Annotated in this window: 21 protein-coding genes; 12 read left to right on the top strand and 9 right to left on the bottom strand. The window is 60.1% G+C overall.

What is annotated here, in order from left to right; genetic code table 11:
* Nucleotides 1-125 precede the first annotated feature (125 nt).
* Nucleotides 126-1,454 carry an L-fucose:H+ symporter permease gene (gene fucP / locus BLW03_RS19550; RefSeq protein ID WP_074655639.1) on the top strand — a complete coding sequence of 443 codons (1,329 nt, stop codon included), beginning with the start codon at nt 126-128 and terminating at the stop codon, nt 1,452-1,454.
* Nucleotides 1,455-1,528: 74 nt separating this feature from the next.
* On the opposite strand, the gene smc is transcribed toward fucP, so the two are convergent.
* Nucleotides 1,529-5,401 (bottom strand): chromosome segregation protein SMC, encoded by a 3,873-nt coding sequence (gene smc, locus BLW03_RS19555; RefSeq protein ID WP_074655640.1) that lies wholly within the window; start codon nt 5,399-5,401, stop codon nt 1,529-1,531.
* Between the two features lie 475 nt (nt 5,402-5,876).
* Between smc and BLW03_RS19560 the strand changes: the two genes are divergently transcribed.
* Nucleotides 5,877-7,205, top strand: a complete 1,329-nt coding sequence (locus BLW03_RS19560) for a hypothetical protein (RefSeq protein ID WP_074655641.1) — start codon at nt 5,877-5,879, stop codon at nt 7,203-7,205.
* A gap of 67 nt (nt 7,206-7,272) precedes the next feature.
* Nucleotides 7,273-7,608 (top strand): hypothetical protein, encoded by a 336-nt coding sequence (locus tag BLW03_RS19565; RefSeq protein ID WP_074655642.1) that lies wholly within the window; start codon nt 7,273-7,275, stop codon nt 7,606-7,608.
* Nucleotides 7,609-7,611: 3 nt separating this feature from the next.
* Here the strand turns inward: BLW03_RS19565 and BLW03_RS19570 are convergent, their stop codons facing one another.
* The 3 genes from BLW03_RS19570 to purB form a co-directional block, all read right to left on the bottom strand.
* Nucleotides 7,612-8,406, bottom strand: coding sequence for a TIGR00282 family metallophosphoesterase (locus tag BLW03_RS19570; RefSeq protein ID WP_074655643.1), 795 nt, complete (start codon nt 8,404-8,406; stop codon nt 7,612-7,614).
* 49 nt (nt 8,407-8,455) lie between these two features.
* The gene (locus tag BLW03_RS19575; protein ID WP_074655644.1) at nt 8,456-9,067 is read right to left on the bottom strand and encodes a YkgJ family cysteine cluster protein; all 612 of its coding nucleotides are present in this window, start codon (nt 9,065-9,067) and stop codon (nt 8,456-8,458) included.
* Nucleotides 9,068-9,244: 177 nt separating this feature from the next.
* A complete protein-coding gene (gene purB / locus BLW03_RS19580) occupies nt 9,245-10,564 on the bottom strand; it encodes an adenylosuccinate lyase (protein WP_074655645.1) in 1,320 nt (439 codons plus the stop codon).
* 64 nt (nt 10,565-10,628) lie between these two features.
* Here purB and BLW03_RS20930 point away from each other — a divergent pair, with 64 nt between their 5' ends.
* Together BLW03_RS20930 and BLW03_RS19590 are read left to right on the top strand one after the other, a co-directional pair.
* Entirely contained in the window at nt 10,629-11,807 is a 1,179-nt protein-coding gene (locus BLW03_RS20930) for a tetratricopeptide repeat protein (RefSeq protein WP_074655646.1), read from the top strand.
* Nucleotides 11,804-13,549: a chloride channel protein gene (locus BLW03_RS19590; protein WP_074655647.1), complete on the top strand. Its 1,746-nt coding sequence runs from the start codon at nt 11,804-11,806 to the stop codon at nt 13,547-13,549. The genes BLW03_RS20930 and BLW03_RS19590 overlap by 4 nt, the downstream gene beginning before the upstream one ends.
* A 590-nt stretch (nt 13,550-14,139) precedes the next feature.
* On the opposite strand, the gene BLW03_RS19595 is transcribed toward BLW03_RS19590, so the two are convergent.
* The 3 genes from BLW03_RS19595 to BLW03_RS19605 form a co-directional block, all read right to left on the bottom strand.
* The gene (locus tag BLW03_RS19595) at nt 14,140-14,397 is read right to left on the bottom strand and encodes a glutaredoxin family protein (RefSeq protein WP_074655648.1); all 258 of its coding nucleotides are present in this window, start codon (nt 14,395-14,397) and stop codon (nt 14,140-14,142) included.
* A gap of 22 nt (nt 14,398-14,419) precedes the next feature.
* The gene (locus tag BLW03_RS19600) at nt 14,420-15,196 is read right to left on the bottom strand and encodes an SDR family NAD(P)-dependent oxidoreductase (protein WP_074655649.1); all 777 of its coding nucleotides are present in this window, start codon (nt 15,194-15,196) and stop codon (nt 14,420-14,422) included.
* A gap of 99 nt (nt 15,197-15,295) precedes the next feature.
* Nucleotides 15,296-16,726, bottom strand: coding sequence for a glutamine synthetase family protein (locus tag BLW03_RS19605; RefSeq protein ID WP_074655650.1), 1,431 nt, complete (start codon nt 16,724-16,726; stop codon nt 15,296-15,298).
* A 277-nt stretch (nt 16,727-17,003) separates the two neighbouring features.
* Here BLW03_RS19605 and BLW03_RS19610 point away from each other — a divergent pair, with 277 nt between their 5' ends.
* The 7 genes from BLW03_RS19610 to tadA all read left to right on the top strand — a co-directional run bounded on the left by BLW03_RS19610 (nt 17,004) and on the right by tadA (nt 22,123).
* Complete coding sequence (locus BLW03_RS19610) at nt 17,004-18,050, top strand: threonine aldolase family protein (protein ID WP_074655651.1); 1,047 nt, start codon at nt 17,004-17,006, stop codon at nt 18,048-18,050.
* A 2-nt stretch (nt 18,051-18,052) separates the two neighbouring features.
* Complete coding sequence (locus tag BLW03_RS19615) at nt 18,053-18,460, top strand: hypothetical protein (protein ID WP_074655652.1); 408 nt, start codon at nt 18,053-18,055, stop codon at nt 18,458-18,460.
* A gap of 24 nt (nt 18,461-18,484) precedes the next feature.
* On the top strand, nt 18,485-19,396 hold the full coding sequence (locus BLW03_RS19620) for a carbon-nitrogen hydrolase (protein ID WP_074655653.1): 912 nt from the start codon (nt 18,485-18,487) through the stop codon (nt 19,394-19,396).
* Between the two features lie 10 nt (nt 19,397-19,406).
* Complete coding sequence (locus BLW03_RS19625; RefSeq protein WP_074655654.1) at nt 19,407-19,889, top strand: DUF3455 domain-containing protein; 483 nt, start codon at nt 19,407-19,409, stop codon at nt 19,887-19,889.
* A complete protein-coding gene (locus BLW03_RS19630; protein WP_074655655.1) occupies nt 19,890-20,945 on the top strand; it encodes an agmatine deiminase family protein in 1,056 nt (351 codons plus the stop codon).
* An 86-nt stretch (nt 20,946-21,031) separates the two neighbouring features.
* On the top strand, nt 21,032-21,667 hold the full coding sequence (locus BLW03_RS19635; protein WP_074655656.1) for a cytochrome P460 family protein: 636 nt from the start codon (nt 21,032-21,034) through the stop codon (nt 21,665-21,667).
* Between the two features lie 27 nt (nt 21,668-21,694).
* Nucleotides 21,695-22,123 (top strand): tRNA adenosine(34) deaminase TadA, encoded by a 429-nt coding sequence (tadA, locus tag BLW03_RS19640; protein ID WP_074656178.1) that lies wholly within the window; start codon nt 21,695-21,697, stop codon nt 22,121-22,123.
* On the opposite strand, the gene BLW03_RS19645 is transcribed toward tadA, so the two are convergent.
* Together BLW03_RS19645 and BLW03_RS19650 are read right to left on the bottom strand one after the other, a co-directional pair.
* Nucleotides 22,120-22,728: a hypothetical protein gene (locus BLW03_RS19645; protein WP_074655657.1), complete on the bottom strand. Its 609-nt coding sequence runs from the start codon at nt 22,726-22,728 to the stop codon at nt 22,120-22,122. The genes tadA and BLW03_RS19645 overlap by 4 nt on opposite strands.
* Nucleotides 22,728-24,920: an NHL domain-containing protein gene (locus BLW03_RS19650; RefSeq protein WP_083350670.1), complete on the bottom strand. Its 2,193-nt coding sequence runs from the start codon at nt 24,918-24,920 to the stop codon at nt 22,728-22,730. Before BLW03_RS19650 ends, BLW03_RS19645 begins: the two co-directional genes overlap by 1 nt.
* Nucleotides 24,921-25,016 lie beyond the last annotated feature (96 nt).

Raw genomic sequence — 25,016 nt, forward strand, 5'->3', positions numbered from 1 at the left:
CGGTAAGGCACCGGTTCGGTTACCCGCGTCTGTCAGACGCAGGCAACAAATCGTGCACTTTCTGCGATAGGCTGGCGTTTCTGCAATCGGCGTCGAAAGTGACGAGCCGTTTTCAAGGAGTCCTCATGCACGGCGCCCCGCCCGCAACCACCACGAGACAACAGCTTCACGAAGCACCTGATCCAAACATTCCGTTGTTCAGTGCGAGCCATCGCACCGCCTTCTTCGTAGTGACTGCGCTCTTCTTCCTTTGGGCGCTGCCAAACAACCTGAATGATGTGCTGATCCGGCAATTTATGAAGGCGTTCCAGATATCGCGTCTGCAGGCGGGTCTGGTGCAGTCTGCGTTCTACTTTGGCTACTTCTGTATCTCGATGCCCGCAGCCTACGTGCTGCGGCGCTGGGGATACCGGGTTGGCCTGGTTGCAGGCGTGCTGCTGTATGGCGTGGGCTGCCTCCTGTTCTGGCCGGCCGCCCTGGCGAACCAATATAGCTTTTTCCTGGTGGCGTTGTTTGTTATTGCGGCAGGACTCGCGTTCCTTGAGACGGGCGGCGCATCGTTCATCACGTTGCTCGGCGATCCTTCGACCTCAGAACGACGATTGAACTTTGCACAAGCCTTCAATCCTCCCGGCACGATTGCAGGCGCGCTCATCGGGACGGTCTTCATCTTTTCCGGTATCGAACCCAGTGCTGCCGAGACAGCGCAGATGAAAGCCGCAGGCACATACGCTGCATTTCTGCATCGCGAAACGCTGCGCGTGACCACGCCGTACCTCGTCCTGGCACTCGTTGTGTTTCTGTTTGCCGTCTTGCTGATGCGCGTGAAATTTCCTGCACGCACGTTGAGTCAGGACCAGTTTCCCTTCGAAGAGCGCGGCACGACAGCCAGCCTCATTCACGTGCCACACTTCGTTTGGGCGGTTATCTCGCAGTTCTTCTACGTAGGTGCGCAGGTCGCTTCGTGGAGCTTCCTGATCCAGTACGCGCATGACTATGCGCACCAGCCCGAGAAGATCGCGGGCTATTTTCTAAGCGGCAGTCTGGCGATCTTTTCCGTTGGCCGCTTTGCTGCGACAGCGCTCATGAAGTATGTCCGGCCAAATGTCTTGATGGGCGTCTTCGCACTGGTGAACGTGGCTTTGCTGGTGTTAGTGATCACGCTTCCAGGTTGGGTCGGTCTCTGGGCGCTTATGCTGACTAGCTTCTTCATGTCGCTGATGTATCCCACCAACTTTGCACTTGGCTTGAAGGGGCTTGGGGCAAACACGACGCTGGGCGCAAGTGTGCTGGTTATGGCGATCATCGGCGGCGCTGTTGCAACGCCCGTTGTCGGTTGGGTGGCGGAACGCACCGGCAGCATGGCGATGTCGTTCGTGGTGCCGCTGTGTTGCTATCTGGTAGTTGCCTACTTCGCCTTCATCGGGTCGAAGGTACGCACAAAGACTGATTGATTGCGCGTGAGGTATAGACAGAAGAGGGCATAGCTTCGCGCCTTGCCCTCTTCTGCCTGTCTTAATCCCTTTGACTACGCGACGCGTCTTGGCTCGGCCTTGTTCAGGTTGACGCTGACAATCTTGCTCACGCCGGGCTCCTGCATGGTCACGCCATAGATCACATCTGCCTCCGTCATCGTCCGCTTATGGTGGGTGATGACAACGAACTGCGTGTCCTTGCTCATTTCATGAACCAGACGGGCAAAGCGACCCACGTTGGTCTCGTCAAGCGGTGCATCGACTTCGTCCAAGACGCAGAAGGGGCTGGGCTGGAACTCAAAGATGCCGACGAGCAGTGAGAGGGCAGTGAGCGCCTTCTCACCACCGGAGAGCAGCAGTACATTCTGCATCTTCTTACCGGGCGGCGACGCGACCAGGTCGATGCCGCTCTCTGCAGAGTTCGACTCGTCCGTCAACTTCATGGTCGCCTGCCCACCACCGAAGAGCTTCACGAAGGTATCCGAGAAATTTTTGTTGATGATGGCGAACGCATCGTCGAACTTGATCTTGCTGATCTCGTCGATTTCCTTGATGGCGCCCTGCGTGTTAGCGATGGAATCCAGCAGATCCTTGCGCTGCGTCTCCAGGAAGCTGTGACGCTGCTCGGCCTCTGCGAACTCTTCCAACGCCATCATGTTGACGGGGCCCATTGCCTCCAGCTTGCCCTTCATCGTCCGTGTCTCTTCGTCGGCAGCGTCCAGCGCCTCTGCAGTGATGGGCTCGATGCTGGTATCCGCACGCAGCTCTTCAGCAGGCATGTTCAGGTCGTTCAGTGACTGCGCCTCGAGATGTTCGATCTCGCTGGACAGGCGGGCGATCTTCGTCTGCAGTGTGGCACGTTGCTCGCGAAGGCCTTCGATCTCCGTGCGCATGGTGCGCAGTAAGGAGTTCTTCTCGGCGATCGTCGCCCGAAGGGCGGTCGCTTCGGCGCTCAGGCGGTGTGCTTCGGCGGTCAACTGTTCACGCTGAGCGGTCAATTCCGCCTGCTGTTCCGTCAGCTGGATCGTCTCCTCTTCGCGGCGTGTGCGCTCAGCGGCAGCGCCCGCGATCTGACCTTCCAAGTGAACGATGCGCTGCTGCGTGGTGTTGCGCATGCGCTCGTTCTGCTCGAAGTTGGCAGAGGCATTACGGCGTCGTTCTTCGAGCCCCGCGAGGGCTGCAGCAGCCGCTGCTGCCGCTGCTTGCACCTCCTCGCGCTGTAGGCGGAGATCTTCTATGCGCAGCACCGCTTCGTTTACGCGAGCATCGATAGCTTCCCGCTCGACGCTCAACTGTGCTGCCTCAGTCTGCTTGCGCTCGATCAGGTCTTGCTTCTGCGCACGCGCATCGCGATTCCGTTCGGAGTGCAGAGACCAGTCGGCAAGACGCTTCTCGATGCGCGCGGCCTCCGAGTCCATCTGGCGGAGAGCAGCACCGCTGTTTGCGGCTTCACGCTCGGCATCGCGCCGCTCGTTGCCCTTGGCTTCGATGGCATGCTGCATCTCCTGGATCTGCTTCGTCAGGCCAGCAACACCAAGCTCGCTCTGTGAAAGATCTGCCTGCACGGCCTCCAGTTTTGCTTGGATCTCACGCAGTTCACTCTTGAGAGCGAGCGGACCTCCTGAGCGCGCTTTGCCGCCCGTCACCGTCACATTGTGATAGGTTTCGCCAGAGGGCGACAGGAAGAATGCCTCTGGATTCTCAAGCGCCAGCGTGCGCGCGGTCTCGCTGTCCGGGGCAATGAAGCCCTCACGCAGCTTGGGAAGGACTACCTCAAGAGACCTCCCAAATCCATTGAGTATCCGGATGCAGTCCTTCAGCGGACGCGCGCCCCGCAGTTCGCCCACAGACCGGCTCGCCATGCCGTCTCCATACGCAGGCGCTGATTCACTGTGAACCAGGAACGTGGCGCGGCCGTCAACATTGCCCTTCAGAAGCCCGATGCCAGCGTCCGCGGAGTTCCAATCCTTCACGACGACGTAATTCAGCTCTTCCTTCAGGAACTCATCGACGACTGCTCCGTGCTCATCATCCACTTCCAGAAAGTCCGCTAGTGTTCCAACCGGGGCCACGCTTGTCCCAATGCCATTCGCCTTGAAGAGCTTCCGCACCGTCTCACTGGAGTAGCTATGGTCGCGGATGAGCGCTTCCAACGAGTTCTTGCGGCCCGTCAGCGTCGCTGCCTCCGCCCGCAGATGATCGCCCCGACGCCGCGTCTCCATCTCCTCGCGGCGCTTGGCGTCCAGGTCCAGGCGCAGTTGGGCTATCTCCGCCTCCAGCCGCTTCAGGCGATCGGTCACGGACTCGAAGGTCATCGAGACCTGCCCACGCTGCTTGCCCAGAGCTTCTAATTCGACCTTGGCTTGTTCGGATTCGCCAACCAGCCGCTGCGCGTCGCGCTCAAGACCTGCGAGCGATTCGGCCGCCTGTGCCTCCTCGCGATGCACGTTGCTGATGCGCTGCATCAACTGCATGGACTGATGGCGACCGTTGCCGGCTTCACGGTCGGCGTTGTTTACCTGCGACTGCGCCTCGCTGGCCTCGCGCTGCTTCGTCTGGGCCTCTTGACGCGCGCCTTCAGTGTCCGCGGTTGCCGTCTCCAGGAAGAGCCGCAAACCGTCGCGATCCGCTGAGAGTGCTTCTATCTGATGCTTCAGCTGCGCCAGCTCATCTGTACCGCTGGCGACGCGTGCTGCGAGGTCGTTGACGCGGTCATTGTTGGAGTGAATACGGGCTGTCGCACGCTCCAACTCAACACGCGTCTCGTTGATGCGGCTCTGTGCTGCACGAATCTCTTCATCCAATTCGTACCCGCGCGCGACACCCGCCGTGTGATCTGCATCGAGCGCCTCCAGCGAAGTCGCTTGCTCATCAATGGAAGTGGTGAGTTTGTTCACCGACTCTTCTGACGTAGACCGATCCGCATCGTGCTGCGACAAGCGGCTGCGCAGGACAACACGCAGTTTGGCGCGCAGCTCGTCGCGCATCTGGCCATAGCGCTCAGCCTTTGACGCCTGCCGCTTGAGGCTGCCCATCTGCCGTGTCACTTCGTCGAAGATGTCATCGACACGCGCAAGGTTTTGTTTCGCGGCCTCGAGTCGAAGCTCAGCAAGACGCTTCTTCGTCTTGAAGCGCGTGATCCCGGCCGCCTCTTCGATGATGGATCGGCGATCCAACGGCTTCGAGGACAACAGTTGGCCAATGCGCTCCTGGCCGATGATCGCGTAGTTCTCGCCGGACAGGCCGGTGCCAAAAAAGATGTCCTGAATATCGCGCAGGCGGCAGATCTTGCCATTCAGCAGGTACTCCGACTCGCCCGAGCGGAAGAGCCGGCGCGTGACGGTGATCTCACCAGCGCGGACAGGGGCACGGTTGAACTTGCGGCGACGAATCTTCAGCACGAGGGGCGTGGGAGCAGTCGTCCCGGCTTCGGCAGCAGCCTGCTCAGCATTGGGATCGATCGGAGCATCGACTTCGATCTCTTCCGACTCTTCGTCCGGAGGGATGGGCCCGGGCTGAGCCTCTGCCACGGCGGCCAGTGTGGCCTCGGCGCTCATGTTGCGCTCAGCGGTCTCGTCCCAGTCGTTGATCTCGGCCGGTTTGGATGTCACCGAACCCATGTTGATCGTTTCGCCTGCATCGCTGGCGTCATAGACGTCTGGGTCGACCAGCGTCAGGGAGACCTCGGCCATGCCGGTGGGCTTGCGGTCGCGCGTCCCGGCGAAGATCACGTCTTCCATCTTCACGCCGCGCAGGCTCTTCGCACTCTGCTCACCCAGCACCCATGTAATAGCGTCCGAGATGTTCGACTTGCCACAGCCATTCGGGCCGACAATGGCTGCGATGCCGCTGCCGCTAAGCTGCACATCCGTGCGGTCGCAGAAAGACTTAAAGCCGAGAATCTGAACACGCTTGAGCTTGAGCAAGTGAAAGAGACCTCCACACCGAATGTCGCCCTGCAGAACCGGGCGGCGACAGTGTTCTTGTATGACTTGAGGCTAGTCCGCCACTGGAGCGGAATCAAGCGGGATACGTGGCAGATATTGTGGATAATCCGGTGCGAAACACTAGGTGTGGGGAGTGGTTTACGGATTCTTTCTCAAGTCTCGGCTGTTTGCGAGGACTCAGTAGATTAAAGGGCTGTCCGCCATTGCCTATTCCTCTGTCTCCAGGCACGCACAGGTCGCTGCCTCGGTCTGCCTGTCGATGAAGTCGATCTTGCTGCGATAATCGGCTGGGAAACGTCCAATAAGCGAAGGGAATCAGGTGCTGCTGCATGGTGTGTTTTGCGTTGGAGCTACACCTGATACATTGCTTGCATCTATTGAAATCTGTGACTCGTACAAGCACAGCGTTCTGCTCTGACTAGTGCAGAGATTGAATAAGAACAGGGAGAGTTCGATGAAGAAGGCTTTTCTCGCCTCGATGCTGGCGGCCGCGTGCGTCTCCGCAACGTACGCCGTGGCACAAACACCGGTAACCACGAACAATGGGGCGGCAGCGCAGGGACCACAGCTTTCGGCGGATGAGTACACGGCATACCAAGCCGTGATTACCGCCACCGACCCGGCGGCGAAAGCCACCGCAGCTGAGGCTTTCCTGACGAAGTTTCCGCAGTCGTCCGTGAAGAGCACCGTTCTGGAGCAGCTTGTTGCCGGTTACGCCGGATCCAACAACGTGCCGAAGACGCTTGAGTCCGCGGACAAGTTGTTACAGGTTGACCCCAACAACATCCGTGCTTTGGCGCTGGAGACCAGCCTGCTGAAGGCTCAGGGCGATTCTGCAACCGATCCTGCTGCAAAGCAGTCCGCGTATGACAAGGCGGCCGATGCCGCGAGCCGCGGTTTGAAGGCCACCAAGCCGACCGCAGTTGCCGATGCGGACTGGGCAGCCATTCAGAAGCAGGTCACGCCTTACTTTTATTCAGCGATTGGTATCGATGCGCTCACCAAGAAGGATTCGGCCGGCGCCATCGCGGCTTATACCTCTGAGCTGAAGGCTGTAGACGTGGCAGCGACAACGCAGCCCGGTCCTGTTCTGCAGGACACCTACTTCCTCGGCCAGGCGTATTACACCGCAACGCCTCCTGATTACCTGAACTGCACCTTCTTCGCAACGCGTACAGCGATTTACGCGCCGGATCAGTTCAAGGCTACCTTCCAGCCGCTGGCGACCTACTGCTATAAGAAGTTCCACGGCGCTGAAGATGGTTACGACGCCGTCAAGGCTTCTGCAAAGGACAACCTCTTCCCGCCTGCAGACTTTGCAGGCAGCGTGAAGCCGGCGCCGACCCCCGCAGATCAGGCTACGACTGTGTTCGAAGCTGACAAGAAGGAAGATCCGACGCTGGCGAAAACCAACATCGCGGATCGTGAATTCGTGATTACCAACGGAACGACGGAGCAGGCAGAGGCCGAATTCGCGCCGATCAAGGACAAGGAAGTGAAGCTGACCGGCAAGGTCGTCAGTATCGCGGATACCGCCTTGACTCTGGCAGTTTCGGATGATGCCAAGCAGGCGAGCCCGATGGTTGCAGATGTCAGCGTCACGCTCACGGAAGCACCTAAGACCGCACCGGTCGTTGGCGCGGATGTAACGGTCGTGGGCACCATGGCTTCCTACACCCAGAAGCCACTGATGCTCACCATGACCGGCGGCGCCATCGAAACCAAGGCTGCTGCCAAGCCGGCTGCTGCAACGCATCGTGCGGCACCTGCACGCAAGCGGTAAGCACGGATCATCAATAGCAAGAGGCAGCCTGCGGGCTGCCTCTTACTGTTTTCAGGGGAAGTCATACATGTTTAAGTCCACTCAATTGACGAACGCACTCCTCGCGTTAATCGCGGTCGCACTGATTGCGATCGCGATTCGCCCGTACCTGTCGCCCGTGCCTGTGGTTGCGCAGTCCGGTAACGCCGACCCCATCTATGTTGAGCCGGGTGTCTTCATGCTGCGGCAGCCGGAAGGTGGCCAGGTCCTCGGCAAAGTGACCGTAAACCTGCGTACTGGTAGTGTATGGGGCTTTCCTACTGGTAGTCCCGACCCCTACCCGATGTCGCAGATGGACAGTAAACCACAGGTTTCCCACGCGATTCCGATGGGGCGGTTCGCACTCGGTGAGGTAGGGAAGTAACGGCTATTCACCCAGCATGATGCGCTTGATGCGATAGGCACGGCCGGTAGCTCCATCGCACTCAATGACTGCGGCGCACATCTTGGGATTGCCCTTGGCTGCTTCGAACTTAGTAGGCTGCCCGGTCAGGAAACGCTCCAGGACGGCTTCTTTCTCGACTCCGATGACGGAGTCATAAGGGCCGCTCATACCCACATCGGTCTGGAACGCAGTGCCGCCGGGCAGCACACGCTCATCAGCCGTAGGAATGTGCGTATGCGTTCCCAGAACAGCCGTCACGCGACCGTCCAAATACCAGCCCATCGCCACCTTTTCGCTCGATGCCTCCGCGTGGAAGTCGACAAGTATCACCTTCGCCTTGATGGACGAGAGGATTTCATCCGCCTTCCGGAAGGGGTCGTCGTTTTGCTGCATGAAGACCCGCCCCTGAAGATTCACCACGGCGTAAGTCTGGCCCGTGGGAAGCTCACTCTCGAAGAAGCCGAATCCCGGCGTCTTCGGAGCGAAGTTCGCTGGTCGCAGGATACGCCGCGGCCGCCCGGTCGAGTCGGCAGGAACCTTTAGGTAGTCCAGCAGTTCTTTCTTGTCCCAGAAGTGGTTGCCGGTAGTAATGACGTCCGCGCCGAGGTCGAAGATGTCATCCGCGATGGACGGCGTGATTCCAAAGCCGCCTGCGGCGTTCTCGCCATTGATGACGCAGAGGTCGATGTGGTTGGACTCAAGAACATGGCCGATGTGCTCGGCAACGATGCGACGGCCGGCCGATCCAAAGATGTCGCCGACGAAAAGAATATTCACTGTTCTAGGGTAACAAGCGGGAGGGGCACCGACGCCGTGAGACGGCGACTTAGTGTTGCTCGCTATCCTGCTTCTCCGTGAGAGCGAATGCGACGATGGTGGTTCCGGCTAAGCCTATCTCGTCATCCAGCGCGGATTCGAGCAGAGGATCGGGCAGATGGAGTTCCGCGGCCGCGACAGCTTCCTTGGGTGCGCCGACAAAACAAAGCTCGCAGACACCGTACACCCCGTCTGCCGTCTGTACCGGCGGACCAAAGGTGCGGCAAGTCATCGGCCGATATGCGTACAAATCACACGTGCCGGTTGCTGGATCCAGAACGGGGCACACTTCGTCATTGGCGAAGTCTTCGAAACGTTCAAGGGAGTCTTCATCCTCGAAGATAATGCCTGTCTCCGAGTCTCCCGGAAAATCAGCCGAAAGTCTTGCGACGCTCTCTCGGACACGAGCGCGAAGCACCGCGGCCTTTTCCGGATTGGATCTGGTGAGTGATTTAAGGCCCTCACGCAGTCGCTCGGTGTCGAGTGGAGCAATGCGGAAGACGCCAGAACAGCACTGATCGCAGCCAGGTCGGCATGCGAGCCAGTGCCCGCTTCGTACCGCCGCATCTGCAAGCGCGGCGTCCATGATCTTTACGAGTTCGCGGTCGCCGTCTGGGAGCATCTTGATCGAGGGTAGCAAGGTTGCGCGTCTGCGCAATGCGACGGCGCTTTGCGCTTAGTCCTTTTACCAAGACAGGGCGGCATGGACGGAGGCCCAATTCGTGGTGTCGCTGCACGGGGTGGACCACTCATGCACTCTCTCCGCGCATGAGTGGGACATTCCCGAAGCTCGACCGGACTAGTTTGCGCGCAGTTCGTCGAGCGGTTTTCCAAAGACACGCTCAAAAATCGCGGGCACATTCTCAAGACGGCGGTTTACATCGAAGGCACGCACAATGCGCTCGGGCGGCAGCAGCGCCGTGATGTGCGGGTCGGAGGCGACAAGATCTTTGAAGACCAGGTCTTCCTTCCACGCCTTCATCGCCAGAGTCTGCACGGTCTTGTAGGCATCCTCACGGGACATCCCGGCCTCGGCCAGGTCAAGAAGCAACTGGCCACTGAACACAAGTCCGCCGGTCAGATTCAGGTTCTTGAGCATGCGCTCCGGGTAGACCATCAGCTTGTCGATAAGATTGGTCGTCTTCGAGAGCATGTAGTCCGCAAGCGTAGTCGTGTCGGGCAGGATAACGCGCTCCGCCGAAGAGTGCGAGATGTCACGCTCATGCCACAGGGCTACGTCTTCAAGTGCCACTTGAGAGTTTGCGCGCATCACGCGCGCCAAGCCGCAGATGTTTTCGCATGTGATCGGGTTGCGCTTGTGAGGCATAGCGCTGGAACCCTTCTGCTTCTCGCTGAAGAACTCCTCCGCCTCGCGAACTTCGGTACGCTGCAGATGACGGACCTCCGTGGCAATGCGGTCCAGCGAAGACGCCATGACCGAAAGCGCACCGATATAGGCGGCGTGGCGATCACGCTGCAGAACCTGCGTGCTGACCAGCGCGGTATCGATACCCAGGCGTTTGCAGATCTCCTCTTCCAGCGCGGGCGTCACGGTGCCGTAGCTACCCACAGCGCCGGAGAGCTTGCCCACATTCATGCCTGCAGCGGCGGCATCGAAGCGGACAATGTTCCGTTCACACTCGGTGTGCCATAGCAAGAGCTTCAGGCCGAAGGTCGTCGGTTCTGCGTGCACGCCGTGGGTACGGCCGATGCAGGGCGTGAGCGCGAACTCGATGGCGCGGCGCTTCAGGACCGCCGAGAGCGCGTGCAAACCGTCGCGGATCATGCTGGACGCCTCACGCAGCAGCAGTGCCTGCGCTGTGTCCACTACGTCAGTCGACGTCAGACCGAAGTGCAGCCAGCGGGCTTCCGGGCCGACCTTCTCGGCGACTGCGGTGGTGAAGGCGATGACGTCATGACGCGTCTGCTGCTCAATCTCGAGGATGCGTGCAATGTCGAAATCACCCCGCGCGCGAATGGCTTTTGCGGCGTCCTGCGGCACGATGCCGGCGTCTGCAAGCACCTCACTGGCAGTAGCTTCCACTTCAAGCCAGGCACGGAATTTCGACTCGTCGGACCATAGCTTGCGCATGGCTGGGCGTGTGTAGCGATCGATCAAGGTAACGTCTCCAGGAGTGCGCACGGCGAGGTAGGACTGCAGTGACGCGATAGACTTAAGTCTAATGGAAGCTGGAAGTAGCCAAGCCGCCGCATCGCTGCCGCCGACGCCGGCACAGGCTTCGCGGCGCAGATTGATGATTCGCGACGGCCTGAAGTTCCTCATGCTGACGCTGGTTGCCGTTGCCCTGAGCGGAGTTACGACCTTCCTCTTCCGTTCCTTCGAATCGCGCCGTGAACAACTCGCTACGCGATGGGCGCAGCGGGGGCGCGACGCCATGCAACACGGGCATGCGGAGCAGGCCGTGACCGCACTTCGTGTCTCGCTCTCCTACCGTCCGGATGACTATGAGAATCAGCTTGCGCTGGCCGATGCACTCGCTGCGGGCGGGCATGTGAACGAGGCGGAGACCTACTTCCTGAATCTGTGGCAGTCGCGTCCGGGCGATGGCCCGATCAACCTTCAATTGGCGCGCTTGGAGCGGTCGCGAGGCCGCGCTCTGCAGGCGATCGACTACTACCGTGCGGCGGTCTTCGGGACATGGGCAGGGGATGCGCCGGCAAGGCGGAGGGACACGCGCCTGGAGATGTCGCGCTATCTGGTGGAGCACGGTGAGCCATTGGCAGCACAGGCTGAGTTGCTGATAGCCGCCGGCAATAATCCAGACCCGGCCACCCAGCTTTCGATTGCTGAGGTCCTTGAGTCCGCCGGTGATAACAAGGATGCGCTGACTGCTTATCGCAACGCTGAGGCGGGGGATCTGGGGGCGACGGCCCAGGCGAAGGCCGGTGAGCTCTGCTTCCGGGCCGGAGACTACGCGTGTGCCGAGGAGTCGTTGGAGAAGGCCTTGCGGTCAAAGAACTGGACCTCGGAGCAGCACGATCGGCTAAGTGGTCTGCACGAGGATGCGGCACGACTTGTGGAACTTGCTTTTTCGCCCGATGCCGCGCCAACTCTGCGCGTTTCGCACCTTTTGAGCGATGTCAGGATCGCTATGAATCGATTCAAAATGTGCGCCGATCCGAGTTTGCCCCCTTTGCAGGCGCAATGGAAGTCACTCGACACGGTCCACAACCGGGCTGCACTGCGTCATGACGACGACCTGCAGGCCCAATACGGGAATCTGATCTTTCAGACCGAGACGGCTACCGCAAAAGCCTGTGGCGCGCCCAAGGGTGATGACGCGCTGCTGCTCCACTTGCTGGACCATCCCTTGACCCGCATTGGAGCCCCTCAGGGATGAGTCACACCCCCGCACTAATTTCGAACAACACGGAGACACGGGCCGAATCTTCTCCCATGCGTGAGGAGCGGCTTTTCCTTCTGCTGTCGATCTTTATTGGCATCATCTCCGGCCTGGTCGTCGTTTCGTTTCGCATGGCCATTGAGTGGCTTACGGTACTGCTTCAGGGTTCGGCGCCTGCGGCACATCAATTGCGACTGGTCATCGTTCCGGGCGTGGTCGGGATCGTCCTCGGCGTCATGATTCGCTACGTCTTTCCGGACGTGCGCGGATCGGGTGTGAACCAGACGAAGGCCGCGCTGTACATCCACAACGGCTATATCTCCACCAAGACGATGATCGGTAAATTCCTGCTGGCCGCGCTGTCCATCGGCTCCGGACAGTCACTCGGGCCGGAGGATCCTTCGCTGCACTTTGGTGCTGGCGTTGCTTCGCGGATCGGTCGCTATATGGGCTTGTCGCGCGAACGGATGCGGCTCTTCGCGCCGGTGGGTGCTGCTGCGGGACTTGCTGCTGCGTTTAATGCGCCCATCTCTGCTGTTCTGCTGGTCATTGAGGAGGTTATCGGACAGTGGACGGCGGCGATCCTAGGATCGATCGTGCTCTCGGCGGTGTCCGCGGTTGTTGTGGCGCGGTGGTTCTGGGGACCGCAGCCCATGTTCCGCATTCCGCCCGTGACGCTGCGCGATCCGCGAGAGCTGCTGGCGTACGCAGTGCTTGGCGTTGTCGGTGGGTTCGCATCGCTGGCACTGACCAAGGCACTGGCTTACCTTCGTCCACGGCTTCGGGGCCAGTCCGCGAACCGCCAGATGTTCATGCCCGCGCTGGCCGGATTATTTGTCGGCGGAATCGCGTATTTCGGTGTGCCGCAGGTCCTGGGCGTGGGCTACGGCGCAATGGACGCGGCGATGCATGCGCAGTACACCATCGGCTTCCTGCTCCTGCTGGCCGGATTGAAGCTGGTGGCTTCAACGGTCTCGTTTTCCTCCGGCGCCCCCGGAGGTCTGTTCGCGACTGCGCTGTTCCTTGGTGCCATGCTGGGCTCCGTGGTTGGCACCATTGAGCATGGTCTCTTCCCGTCGCTGACGGGTTCCGTCGGTTCCTATGCTCTCGTGGGCATGGGCGTGTTCTTCGCGGCGTTCATTCGGGTGCCGCTGACGTCGGTCTTCATGATCCTGGAGATGAGCGGGAACTATTCGGTCATTCTGCCGGTGATTCTTGCAAACACCATCGCCTATCTCATTTCACGGTCGCTGCAACCGGTGCCGATCCTCGAACTCTTCACGCACCAGGACGGCCTCTACCTGCCATCGATGGAAGAGGAACGCGAGGACTCGCAGCTGCACTTCGAAGACGCTTTGAGGCCTTCGAATGCGCCCATTCTGCCCGGTGGAGAAAAGCTCTACGAGCTGGCGAAGACGATTCAAAACAATCGCGAGATTGGCGAAGCAGCGGCGGTGCTGATCCAGTGCAGCGATGGCTGGTATGCGGCAACCCAGGCAGAACTCCAGCAGATGCTGACGAACGCGGCAGGGGACCGGGAAGGCGCAGGGGAAAAGACGCTGGAGCAGAGTGTTGGGTCGGCGCGGACACCGCTCCTGTTTCCGGACCAGCCACTCTCCAACGCTTTGCCGTTCTTCAATGCCTGGCCGCTGCTGCCCATCTCAAATCGCGCCATTCGCGGGGTCATCGAGGGCGTTTTGACGTTGGACGATGTTCTCAATCGGTATCAACGGAGTTAGTCGGCGATTTAAAGGGCGGGAAGGTTTTCGACCAGTGCCGGCGCCATACGGCAGCACACGACAAAGTGCACCATTTCCGGTAGTGCGGCGAGCCAAAGGTCCGCGCCTTCCTAGCCCTGGGCGAAGCCTGGGTTTTGAATGTGTGAACCATGGTGGGCTGAAGACCCGCGACAAAGTGCTCTGCACAATGCAGGATCCCGAGGCGTCTGACATTTAGTCGCGGGCCTACAGCCCGCAGCATCGGAATGCCACGTTAACCCAGGGCGTTGCCCTGGGCTAGGAAGTCGCGGGCTTTCAGCCCGCCTCGTTGAACGCGAGTTATGACATCAGACGTTTTAGGAAGTCGCGGGCCTTCAGCCCGCCTTGCCTGGAGCCGGAGCCCAAACCGGGGGATTGTCTACAAAGTGAGGCGGGCCTTCAGCCCGCCTCGTTGAACCCGGGTTACGACCTCAACGTTCTGGGAAGTCGCGGGTCTGGATCAGCGATCAAGACATCGGACAGATTTCTCTCAGACGTGCGAAAGAGGCACCCGCGACGGGGTGCCTCCTGGCTGGTAGAAGCGTCGGATCCCGACAGTCTGGATTCGCCGATTACGTGGTTGCGACGCCAAGCAGGGCGGACATTTCCTCGTAGAGGAAGCCCTGGCCGGGCTTGTAGGGCTGGACCCACTTGCCGTCGATGACGAATTGCGGGATGGCCTTCTTGCCGACGTTCTGCAGCAGGGCATCGACCGCACCGGGTGTCTTCTCGATGTCGACTTCGGTGAACGGAATGCTGTGCTGTTGGAGAAAGCGCTTTGCGACGAAACAGTCGCGGCACCATGAGGCGGTATAGACCTTCAAATCCATGGTTCTATTCTACCTTTCCGGACTATTGCTCGTGATAGTTGCGGATCAGGCCGCCGTCGACGAAGTAGGTCGAGCCGGTCACGTAGGCGGCATCGTCGCTCGCCAGGAAGCAGGCCAATGCCGCAACATCGTCCACTGTGCCCATCCGTCCCAGCGGGATGTTGGCGAGCAGGGGATCAAGCTTCGCCTTGTCATCCAGCAGGGACTTGTTTATGGGCGTGATGATTGCGCCGGGTGCGATGTTGTTGACGGTGATGTTTTTGGGGCCGAGCTCGACAGCCAGGTCGCGCATCAGCATCCGGATCCCGCCCTTGGAGGCACAGTAGCTGGCAAAGTGGGGAAAGACCATGTCTTCGTGCACAGAGGAGATGTTCAGGACGCGACCGGGCAGCTTGGCATCCAGCAGGTGTTTCACGAAGGCCTGCGTGGTGAAGAACGGCCCTTTCAGGTTGATGTCGAGCACCAGGTCGTAGTCGGCTTCGGTGACATCGACGAACTCCGAGCCCTTCTCGACGCCCGCGTTGTTCACCAGGATGTCGACCTTGCCCAATTGGTCCCAGCCGGCCTGCACCACCGCCTGGCAGTCGGCGACCTTTGAAACGTCTGCGTGGACGATGATCGCTTTGCGGCCCAGAGCCTGAATCTGGCTCTGGGTCTCCTGCGCGCCCTCGATGTGGCCGCTGTAGTTGACGACGACGTCCGCGCCGTCCTTCGCCATGCGGATCGCGATGCCCTGGCCGATGCCGGACGAAGAACCTGTAACGAGTGCTACTTTTCCTGCGAGTTTACCGTCGCTCATGCTGAGGTGAGATGCAGGAATGGGAAGGGCGTTGCGAGCCGCAAAAGAGGATGGGCACCCGAAGGTGCCCATCCTGCCCTGATTCGCTAAAGCGGAGACCTAGAACTGGCCCCACAGGAGCTGGTTGTAGATCTCGTGGTGGAACTGAACTTCCGGTCCCTTGACCACAGTTCCCAGCAGGCGCGGGCAGCGGTCGGCCGAAGCCTGCTTCAGTTCTGCGAAGCGCTCCTTGACGTCCGCACCCAGCAGCGTGGTGGTCCACTCTGCGCTGCGGAAATTCTCGATGGCCGTGTAGACGTTGTCCGGCAGGTAACGCGACGCCTGGCGCAGGTTGTCGATCTGACCAACCTGACCGTCGATACCGGTCTTGAAGACCGAGTACAACACGGCGTAGGGGTTCGCATCGGGACCGACGGAACGGACCTCAACACGGGCCGACTTCTCATTGCCGATGGGAATACGAACCATCGAGCCACGATCGGTGGCCGAAGCCTTGATCTGGTTCGGTGCTTCGAAGTGCGGGTCGAGACGGCGGTACGCGTTGACCGACGAGTTCAGCAGCAGGCAGATGTCGTTCCCGTGCGTCAGGATCTTGTCGATGAAGCTCCATGCCAGGGGCGACATGCCTTCCTCGCCGGACTTGTCGTAGAAGAGGTTTTTCTTGTCCTTGGTGATCGACACGTTGGTGTGCATGCCGCTGCCGTTGACGCCCGTAACGGGCTTGGGCAGGAAGCTGGCGGTCATGCCCATCTGCGTGGCCACCTGGCGACAGATCAGCTTGTAGAGCTGGATCTGGTCAGCCGCCGAGACGACGTCGCCGTACGTGTAGTTGATCTCGAACTGCGAGGGAGCAACTTCCGGATGGTCCTTCTCGTTCTCGAAGCCCATGGCGCGCTGCACTTCGGCAGCGGTGTCGATGAACTCGCGGAGTGGATCGCCGGGCAGGGAATTGTAATAGCCACCGCCGTTGACGTACTCGAACGAACCGGTCTTGTGGAACGAGCGCTCAGCGTCAACGCCTTCGAAGAGGAAGCCTTCGACTTCGTTCGCGGCGTTCAGGGTGTAGCCCTTCTCGTCGTACTGCTTGTTGGCGTACTGCTTCAGGATGCCGCGAAGATCGGCGCTGTAGGGGCCGCCGGTTTTGTCGATGACTTCACCGAAGATCATGACCTTGCCGGAGCCGAAGACGTCTGCAGGTGTCCAGTAGAAGGCGTTCCAGTCCAGCCCCAGGCGCAGATCGGATTCCTTCTGTGCTGTAAAGCCGCGGATGGACGAGCCGTCAAAGGTCAGGTTGTCATAGCTGTTGACCAGGAACTTCTTGTCATAGTCCAGCATGTGCATGCGGCCTTCGAGATCGCTGAAGACTACGGTGACGGCCTTGATGCCCTTGGTGTCGGTCAGGTACTTCAACCGCTCTTCCTGGATCTTGCCGATGGCCACGCGCTGCTTGCGCTGGTCCTTTGCGGCGAGGTTCAGATCTTCGAGCTCTTCATACGACAGTTCGAGAAAATCGCGGTAATTGCCTGACATACGACTCCTTAGCGGGTACGACGCGGCGCTGCACGGCAGCCTGCGCGGGTATCAAACCTGGATTTTGAGAAAGCAGTGAGAAGCGGATCGAGGCGGCGGCCCATGGCCATGCCTCCCCTAAAAAATATCAGAAAATTGGCATGGAACCGCCTTCAGCTTTCGGCCGAAGCATTTCGCGCGGATAGCGGACGGGCGTGGCAGCGACTGGCGTCCAGTCAAAGCTAAGATGGAGTGTGGGAGAAGCGTCGCTGCTCCTGAAACATCCAATCAGGAAGCAATGACTCACATCAGCACAGACAATTCGCAACAGTTCGCCAGCGACAACTACTCCGGCATCTGCCCGGAGGCCTGGGCAGCAATGGCGGAAGCCAATCAGGGCCATGCAACCGCCTACGGAGATGATCCGTGGACGCAGCGTGCGTCGGACCTGTTCCGCGACCTCTTTGAAACGGAGTGCGAGGTCTTTTTCGCCTTCAATGGCACCGCAGCGAATTCGCTGTCGCTGGCGGCGCTCTGCCAGAGCTACCACTCGGTTATCTGTGCGCAGTCTGCACACGTTGAGACCGACGAGTGCGGTGCACCCGAGTTCTTCTCCAACGGCAGCAAGCTGCTGACGGCCCCGACAGTCGACGGCAAGATGACGTCAGAGGCGATCCGCACGATGGCGACTTCGCGCAATGACATCCACTTTCCGAAGCCGAAGGCAGTCACCATCACGCAGTCCACGGAGACGGGGCGCGTGTACTCCGTTGAGGAGCTGTCTGCGCTGAGCGCGACGTGCCGTGAATTGAAACTGCACCTGCACATGGATGGCGCACGTTTCGCGAATGCCGTGGCGGCAGTAGGCTGCACGCCGGCCGAGATGACGTGGAAGGCCGGCATCGAGGTGCTGTGCTTTGGTGGGACGAAGAACGGCATGGCGATCGGCGAGGCCATTGTCTTTTTCGACCACACACTGGCGCAGGACTTCGATTACCGCTGCAAGCAGGCAGGGCAGCTTGCCAGCAAGATGCGCTTTCTATCCTCGCCGTGGGTAGGCATGCTGGAGAGTGGCGCCTGGCAGCGGAACGCTCAACACGCAAACGCCTGTGCGAAGCGACTGCGCGACGGCATTGCAGGCATTACAAAGGGCAGCATCATGTACCCGACGGAGGCAAACGCCGTGTTCCTGATGAGTGATGAGGAACGGCTGAACCAGCTTCGGGAACGCGGCTGGCGGTTCTACACCTTCATCGGCGGCAGTGCTCGCTTTATGTTTGCGTGGGATACGGACATTGCCCGCGTCGACCAGCTTGCGGCGGATATCTGCGACATCATGCGATAGACATGGCAGAGTTCCGGCTGGAGCAGCTCGCGGGTATCTGGGTGTTTGCACCCGCTACCTCGCGTCTCAATTCGGAGCCACTCCGGGGTTGGTTGCAGAGGATTGAAGTACATGGCGATTGGATCCATGTCCGTGAAGAGATTCAATGTGAGGACAACAGCATTCTGGTAGAAGTGAACGCGCAGGTTGATGGCACTTTCTACCCCCTTACGGGCACGGTCATCGCAGATGAAAAGGCCTACAGGCGCAGCGGTCAAGTGCTTGAAGGTATCGGCCACTGTGACGGCGCGCCGGCGTTTCGCGAGACGCTCGGAATAAATTCGGAGGGGGAGTTGGTGATGGATCTTCACTTCCAAGTAGGTAACCGGGAGAAACCGGTAGGTACGGCACACTTCAGACGGCAAGCGTAGCCGCAGCAGTTGAAAGGATCAGGAATGAAGAAGACGAAGATTGCGCTCATCCAGATGAGCTGCGTCCCCGACACGGGGAAGAATCTCGAGCACGCCGCGGAACTCGTCACGGAGGCCGCGAAGAATGGCGCAGACTTGGTCTGCCTGCCGGAGTTGTTCCGCGCTCAGTACTTCTGCCAGCGTGAGGATCATGCGCTGTTCGCAACGGCGGAGTCGATCCCCGGGCCGTCGACCGAACGCCTCTGCGCCGTCGCGAAGGAACACAATATTGTCATCATTGCATCGTTGTTTGAGCGGCGGGCACCCGGGCTTTATCACAACACAGCGGTCACTATCGAGCGCGATGGCAGCATTGGTGATGTCTATCGGAAGATGCATATTCCCGACGACCCGCTTTATTACGAGAAGTTCTACTTCACGCCAGGCGATCTTGGCTTCAAGGCGTTTTCGTCTACCGCGGGTAAGATCGGCACACTTGTCTGCTGGGATCAGTGGTATCCGGAAGGTGCCCGCATCACCGCGCTGAAGGGGGCGGAGACGCTATTTTTCCCGACGGCAATTGGCTGGCACCCGAGCGAGAAAGAAGAGTACGGCGAAGCGCAGTACGACGCATGGCAAACCACGCAGCGCGCGCACGCGATCAGCAACGGTGTGTGGGTGTGCGCCGTGAATCGCGTGGGATTTGAGCATGGCGATGTCGTCCACAACGGCGTGGATATGCCAGGGCCCGAGGGCGCAGGGCTTGAGTTCTGGGGAGGCAGTTTCATTGCCGATCCATTCGGACGCATTGTTGCGAAGGCTTTGCACGACAAGGAAGAGATCCTTTACGCGGACATCGATCCGGCGCAGGTCGAGATCACGCGTCAGCACTGGCCCTTCCTGCGTGATCGCCGCATCGATGCTTACGAGGGCGTCACGAAGCGCTTCTTGATCTGAGGGGTTGACGATGACGATGAAGCTACTTGCACTGCTTCCGCTGTTCGCGATGGTTGCGCACGCACAGGATGTCACGGAACCGCCTGCGACAGCCAAGGTCCGCTACACCGTGCTCGGTGTTGGGCTGCAGATCTACGCATGTGGCGAGGACGGCAAGTGGGCGTTGCAGGAGCCACAGGCTGACTTGATCGACACACAGACACACCAGCCGGTTGGTAAGCACACAAAGGGACCGACGTGGACCTGGAACGACGGCAGCGTCGTCACAGGCAAGGTGCTGCAGCAGCGGCCTTCCGCAGACACGATTCCGTGGCTCTTGCTCGAAGCGAGCAGTCCCGGCGTGACCGGTGCGCTGAGCGGTGTGACCTTTGTCCGCCGTTCGGACACGCAGGGCGGCATACCGCAGTCCGCGAACGTTTGTGGAGCTCAGAACATCGGCAGCACCATCAGCGTCCCCTACCAGGCTACCTACACGTTTTACACGGCTCAATAGATGACGAACGCTACGAACTATCGCATGCCCGCAGAGTGGGACACACACACCTCCACATGGATTGCCTGGCCACATAACGCGCAGGATTGGCCTGGCCGTTTCCAGCCCGTCCCGTGGGTGTATTCAGAGATCGTGCGGCAGCTCTCCCAGGTGGAAGAGGTCAACATCCTCATCAATGATGAGCGCGCGCAGAAGGTTGCGACACGCATCCTGACTCGTGCCGGTGCAAACCTGGCTCGGCTTCACTTCCACCTTTGGAGGACCGACCGCATCTGGCTGCGTGACAGTGGGCCAATCTTTGTGAAGAACGGCGACGAACTTGCCGTGACCAATTGGAAGTTCAACGCGTGGGCGAAGTATCCCAACTGGCGCAATGACGATCAGATCCCCGAGCATGTGGCGAAGCTGCAGGGATTGCATCGCTTCGACCCGATGATTACGCTGGCCGACGGCACGGAGCACCGGGTCGTGCTTGAAGGCGGCTCCATCGATGTGAATGGTGCGGGTGCCATGCTGACGACGGAGGAGTGCCTGCTGAGCGAGGTGCAGCAGCGAAACCCTGGCGTATCGCGCGAACAGCTGGAGGATGTATTCCAGCGGTATCTGGGCGTCAACCAGGTGTTGTGGCTGAACCGTGGCTGCGCAGGCGACGATACTCATGGCCACGTGGATGACATCGCTCGCTTCACGGCGATCGACACTATCGTTGCGGCGGCGGAACACAACACGGCAGACGAGAACCACCTGCCGCTGGCGGAGAATCTGGAACGGCTGCGCGACTTCAAACAGCCCAATGGCCAGCCCTACAGGATCGTGGAACTGCCGATGCCGTCTCCCGTTGTCTTCGATGGTGAGCGCCTGCCCGCGAGCTACGCAAATTTCTACATCGCGAACGAACTGGTGCTGGTGCCGACGTTCAACGATGCGAACGATCGCATTGCGCTCAACATTCTTGCCGAGCAGTTTCCAACGCGCAAGGTGATCGGCATTCACTGCGGCGACTTCATATGGGGTCTGGGCGCTCTGCATTGCATGACGCAGCAGGAACCTGCCTAAGAAGGAACTTCGCACGCACGCCCCGCGTATGTAAGCTGGACTCGTCCCCCCGCCGCAGTCCAGATTTGTACCCGAGGTTCCCACCCGTGCTAAAGACCATTGCCGTAGCCGTTACCGTCTCCACGCTTCTAATCGCTGCGGTTGCAGCGCATCCGGTGAAAGCCGCAGACAAACCGGCAGCACCTGCCACCATGGCGGTGCCTGCCGACTATCGTGAGTGGATCTTCCTAACCAGCGGCATGGATATGACGTACGCGCAGGCGGGTGCAGTGGGCCTGACCGCGGACAAGAAGTCGGTCTTCGACAACGTATTCGTCAATCCGGAGGCTTACAAGGTCTACAAGCAGACCGGCACCTGGCCAGACAAGACGACCATGATCCTTGAGAACCGCATCGGCGAGCCGAATGTTTCGATCAACAAGGGTGGCCGTACGCAGGGCCACGACGTCAGCGGCCTTGAGATCCACGCGAAGATCAACAATGAGTGGGTCTTCTACATCCGGGGCAAGGATGGCGAGGAGCGTCTGATCCCGAAGCCGGCAAGCTGCTATACCTGCCACGAAGAACATGCGGCCAGCGACACGACCTTCGTGCAGTTTTACCCAACGCTGCTGCCCATCGCGCAGGCAAAGAAATCCCTAAGCGCTGCTTATCTAAAAGATATGGCTTCGACTGATGGGAGCGGAGCCGGGACCACGCCGGCTGTTCCGGCCGCAAAGTAAACTCAAGGTGTGACGGATCTGGAAGCCATGCACGCTGCGATCGCCGAGGCGCACGCCGCCTCGGCCGAGGACGAAGTGCCTGTTGGCGCGGTAGTTCTGCTGGATGGTGAGATCATTGGCCGTGGGAATAATCGGGTCATTCGCGACAGTGATCCTACGGCGCATGCAGAGATTGTCGCCATGCGCGCGGCGGCGCAGCACCTGCAGAACTATCGTCTGAGCGGCTGCACGCTCGTTGTGACGCTTGAGCCATGTTCCATGTGCGCCGGTGCGATTCTGCATGCCCGAGTCGGCCGGTTAATCTACGCCGCGTCCGATCCGAAGGCAGGCGCGTGCGGCTCGGTGCTGGATGTAATGAATCATCCCAGGCTGAATCATCGTGTGGAAGTCTCACCGGGGCTGCTGGCAGAGGACTGCTCCACGATGCTGCAGCAGTTTTTTCGCGCGCGTCGCTAGCGACCGGTCGGCAGCGTCACATGGAAGACAATCCCTGCACCCATTCGGATGTTGCGCTGGCGGTTGTTCGCGCCGTTCGGCAGATTGGTTTGTATGAAATCCACCTCCGCAACACGCAGGCTGAAGGAACGGCTCAGCGGTAGTTCCAGCGCTCCTCCAAAGGCCATCGCGAAGTTCGTCGAGGTGTCCGCACGATTTGCTCTCAGGACGAAGTCGGCGTCGAAGCCACGAACTGCTCCGAAGAGGGCATGCGCGCTTGCGGTCGCGTGATGTAGCGGCACCGTGTAGCGAGGGCCGGCCAGCAGTGTGATCTCGCTGAGGCCGCGCGTGGTCGCAGGCACGCGGTCGACTGTGGAAGCTGCCAGTTCCACCTCTGCTAAGAGTCTTCGATGTAGCGGCAGCGCAGCGTCGATCGCGCCACCTTTGAGCCAAAAACATCCACAGCTACCCGGAGGGGCATTTGCCTCGGTCGCAACGAAGCGAAGAGCCACTGGGATGTCGGACGCTTGTCCCTGGCGTGTCTGCGCGTGCAACGTGACGGTGAGCAGGGAGAGCGCCAACACGCCTAGGACGCGCGCGCGATTTCCTGATGCTGCTCGACGCATCACTGGGTCACGACGAGATCAATGGTTGCGGTATGCGTCAAGGCATCTCCCATGACGCCGGTCGTAACGGCGGTCACGATGGTGGTGTAGTGAAAAGTCTTTGTCGTGGTGCCTGTGCCTGAGCTGATTGCCGCCACTCGAAAACCGCCACAGCCCGTGATCGCCAATGAGAGTACGGTGCCGACAAGAATCAGCGTAATCAAATGCAGTGCATGGGATCTGCCGCGCAGCCGCCAGAGCGGGCCGAGAAGGAAGATGCCTGCGACGCAGCACGCCAGCATGATGCTGCTGCCAGATGACTCCTTGTGAGCGAGAGAGATGGGTATGGTGATGGCGAGTGATACATTCGCGGGATCACCGCCCAGGGTCAGGATCGATGGCATGAAGGTCGCCGTGGCGCCGGCAGGCAGCCCACTGACACTAAGTGTCAAGGTGTGATTCAGCGTGCCATTCACGGGCAGGATCGACAGAGGAATCGAGAGGCTTCCGCCGGCCTTCGCACTGTAACTACTGGCGCTGGAGATGGTGAAGTCCGGCGCAGGCACAACGGTCTGTGTGATGCTTTGCGATCTGCTTGCTGCGTACGAGGAATCTCCACTGTATGTAACGTGGAGTGTATGCAGGCCGGTCTGCATGGCAGTGGTCGAAAGTGTCGCTGACCCGACGGCCAGGGCGACGGTCGTAAGAGGAACGTCCCCGTCGAAAAAGGTGACGCTGCCTTTCGGGATGGTGCCCAATGTTCCGCTGACATTGGTCGCGAATTCAACGGGAGACCCAGCGTAGCTGATGCTTCCATTGCTGGTGAGCGTGGTGGTGCTGGGGGCTAATGATCCCGGGGCTGTGCCATTGCCTGTGAGTCGAACATTGGCCTGCGGTTCGCCTGTGAGTTGCAGGTGGAGGAATGCTGTCTGCGCGCCCTGGGCGATCGGTGAGAAGGCTATCTCGATGCCACAACTGCCGGCGGGTTGAAGGGAGAAGGGGGCGACGCCGCAGGTGGATTCACTTGTGGCAATCGTGAAGCCTGAGGGTAACTGCACGGCAGCAACGGTCAGTTCGGTCGGGCTCTCGTTCTCCAGGGTAAGCGTTTGTGCTGCCGAAGACAGGCCCGCTGGAACATCGCCGAAGGCCAGTGCTGCCAGAGCCAGTCGTAGCACCTGGTGATTACGCCGGTCGCTAATGACGACGTTTCCATTACTGTCCTCAACGGCTGCGGAGGGCGAGTCCATCGCGGAGGCAGTCGCAGCGCCGGCCGAGGCGAGGCCTTGGATTCCATTCCCCACGAGTGCTGTGGATGCGCTCCCTCCGGATGCATCCAACCCGCTCAGCGAGACTTGTTGTGTGCCGGCATCCGCGATCAAAAGACTGCCAGAGATATCGGCACCAAGGCCTTCGGGTCTGCGTACTTTCGCAGCCGTGGTGTAGGCGACGATGGTGCCGTCTGTCAGCAATCGAATGCGACGCGCTCCCATATCGGCAATGAGCAGACGTCCATCGGGCAACATCTGCAACGATCCAGGCGAGCGGAAGCTAGCGGACAGTGCGGAACCGCCGTCACCTGCGTCTCCCTCTTCGCCGTTACCGGCAACAGTCGAGATTCCGCCATCGGATGTGACCCGGCGGAGGCGATGATTGCCAGTGTCCGCGACATAAAGCATGCCATCTTCACCAAAGGCGAGGCCGCCAGGGGAACGGAGTTGCGCGGCTGTGGCCGTGCCGCTATCACCGCTGAAGCCGGCGGTGCCGTTTCCGGCGATGGTCGTGATGGTGCCATTGACGATGCGGCGGATGCAATGATTGCCACTGTCCGCGAGGAAGAGCGATCCATCGGACGCGAGTGCAAGCGCCGTTGGCTCATTCAACTCAGCAGAGATCGCTGGACCGCCATCACCTCGGTAGCCCTGCATGCCTGTCCCCGCAAATACCGTGAGCGCTCCGGCTGGAGTTATCCGGTCGATCTGGTGGTTGCGCGAGTCCGCAAGGTACAAATTGCCCGCCCCGTCATAGACCAGACCACGCGGCGCGCCAAGCGCCACCTCTGGAGCGGCGCCGGAGATAGTGTGGGAATCCTGGCCATTACCCGCCAGTGTGGAGAGGGTATTTCCGGGTTCGAGGACAAGGCGTGTCTGCGCATGGGGCATCCCTGTCGGCAGCAAGCTGCTACCGAACGCGACGCAGCAAACGAAACGCCTCATGCGCTTTGATGGGCAGCGAACCTCGGCGACATCGACGTACCGTTTCGGTGATGTATCGATGGAGATACCTGCGATGGTTATATTGGTGAGCTCTAC

The organism is Terriglobus roseus (assembly GCF_900105625.1).
In the GTDB taxonomy this organism is placed as follows: Bacteria; Acidobacteriota; Terriglobia; order Terriglobales; family Acidobacteriaceae; genus Terriglobus; species Terriglobus roseus_B.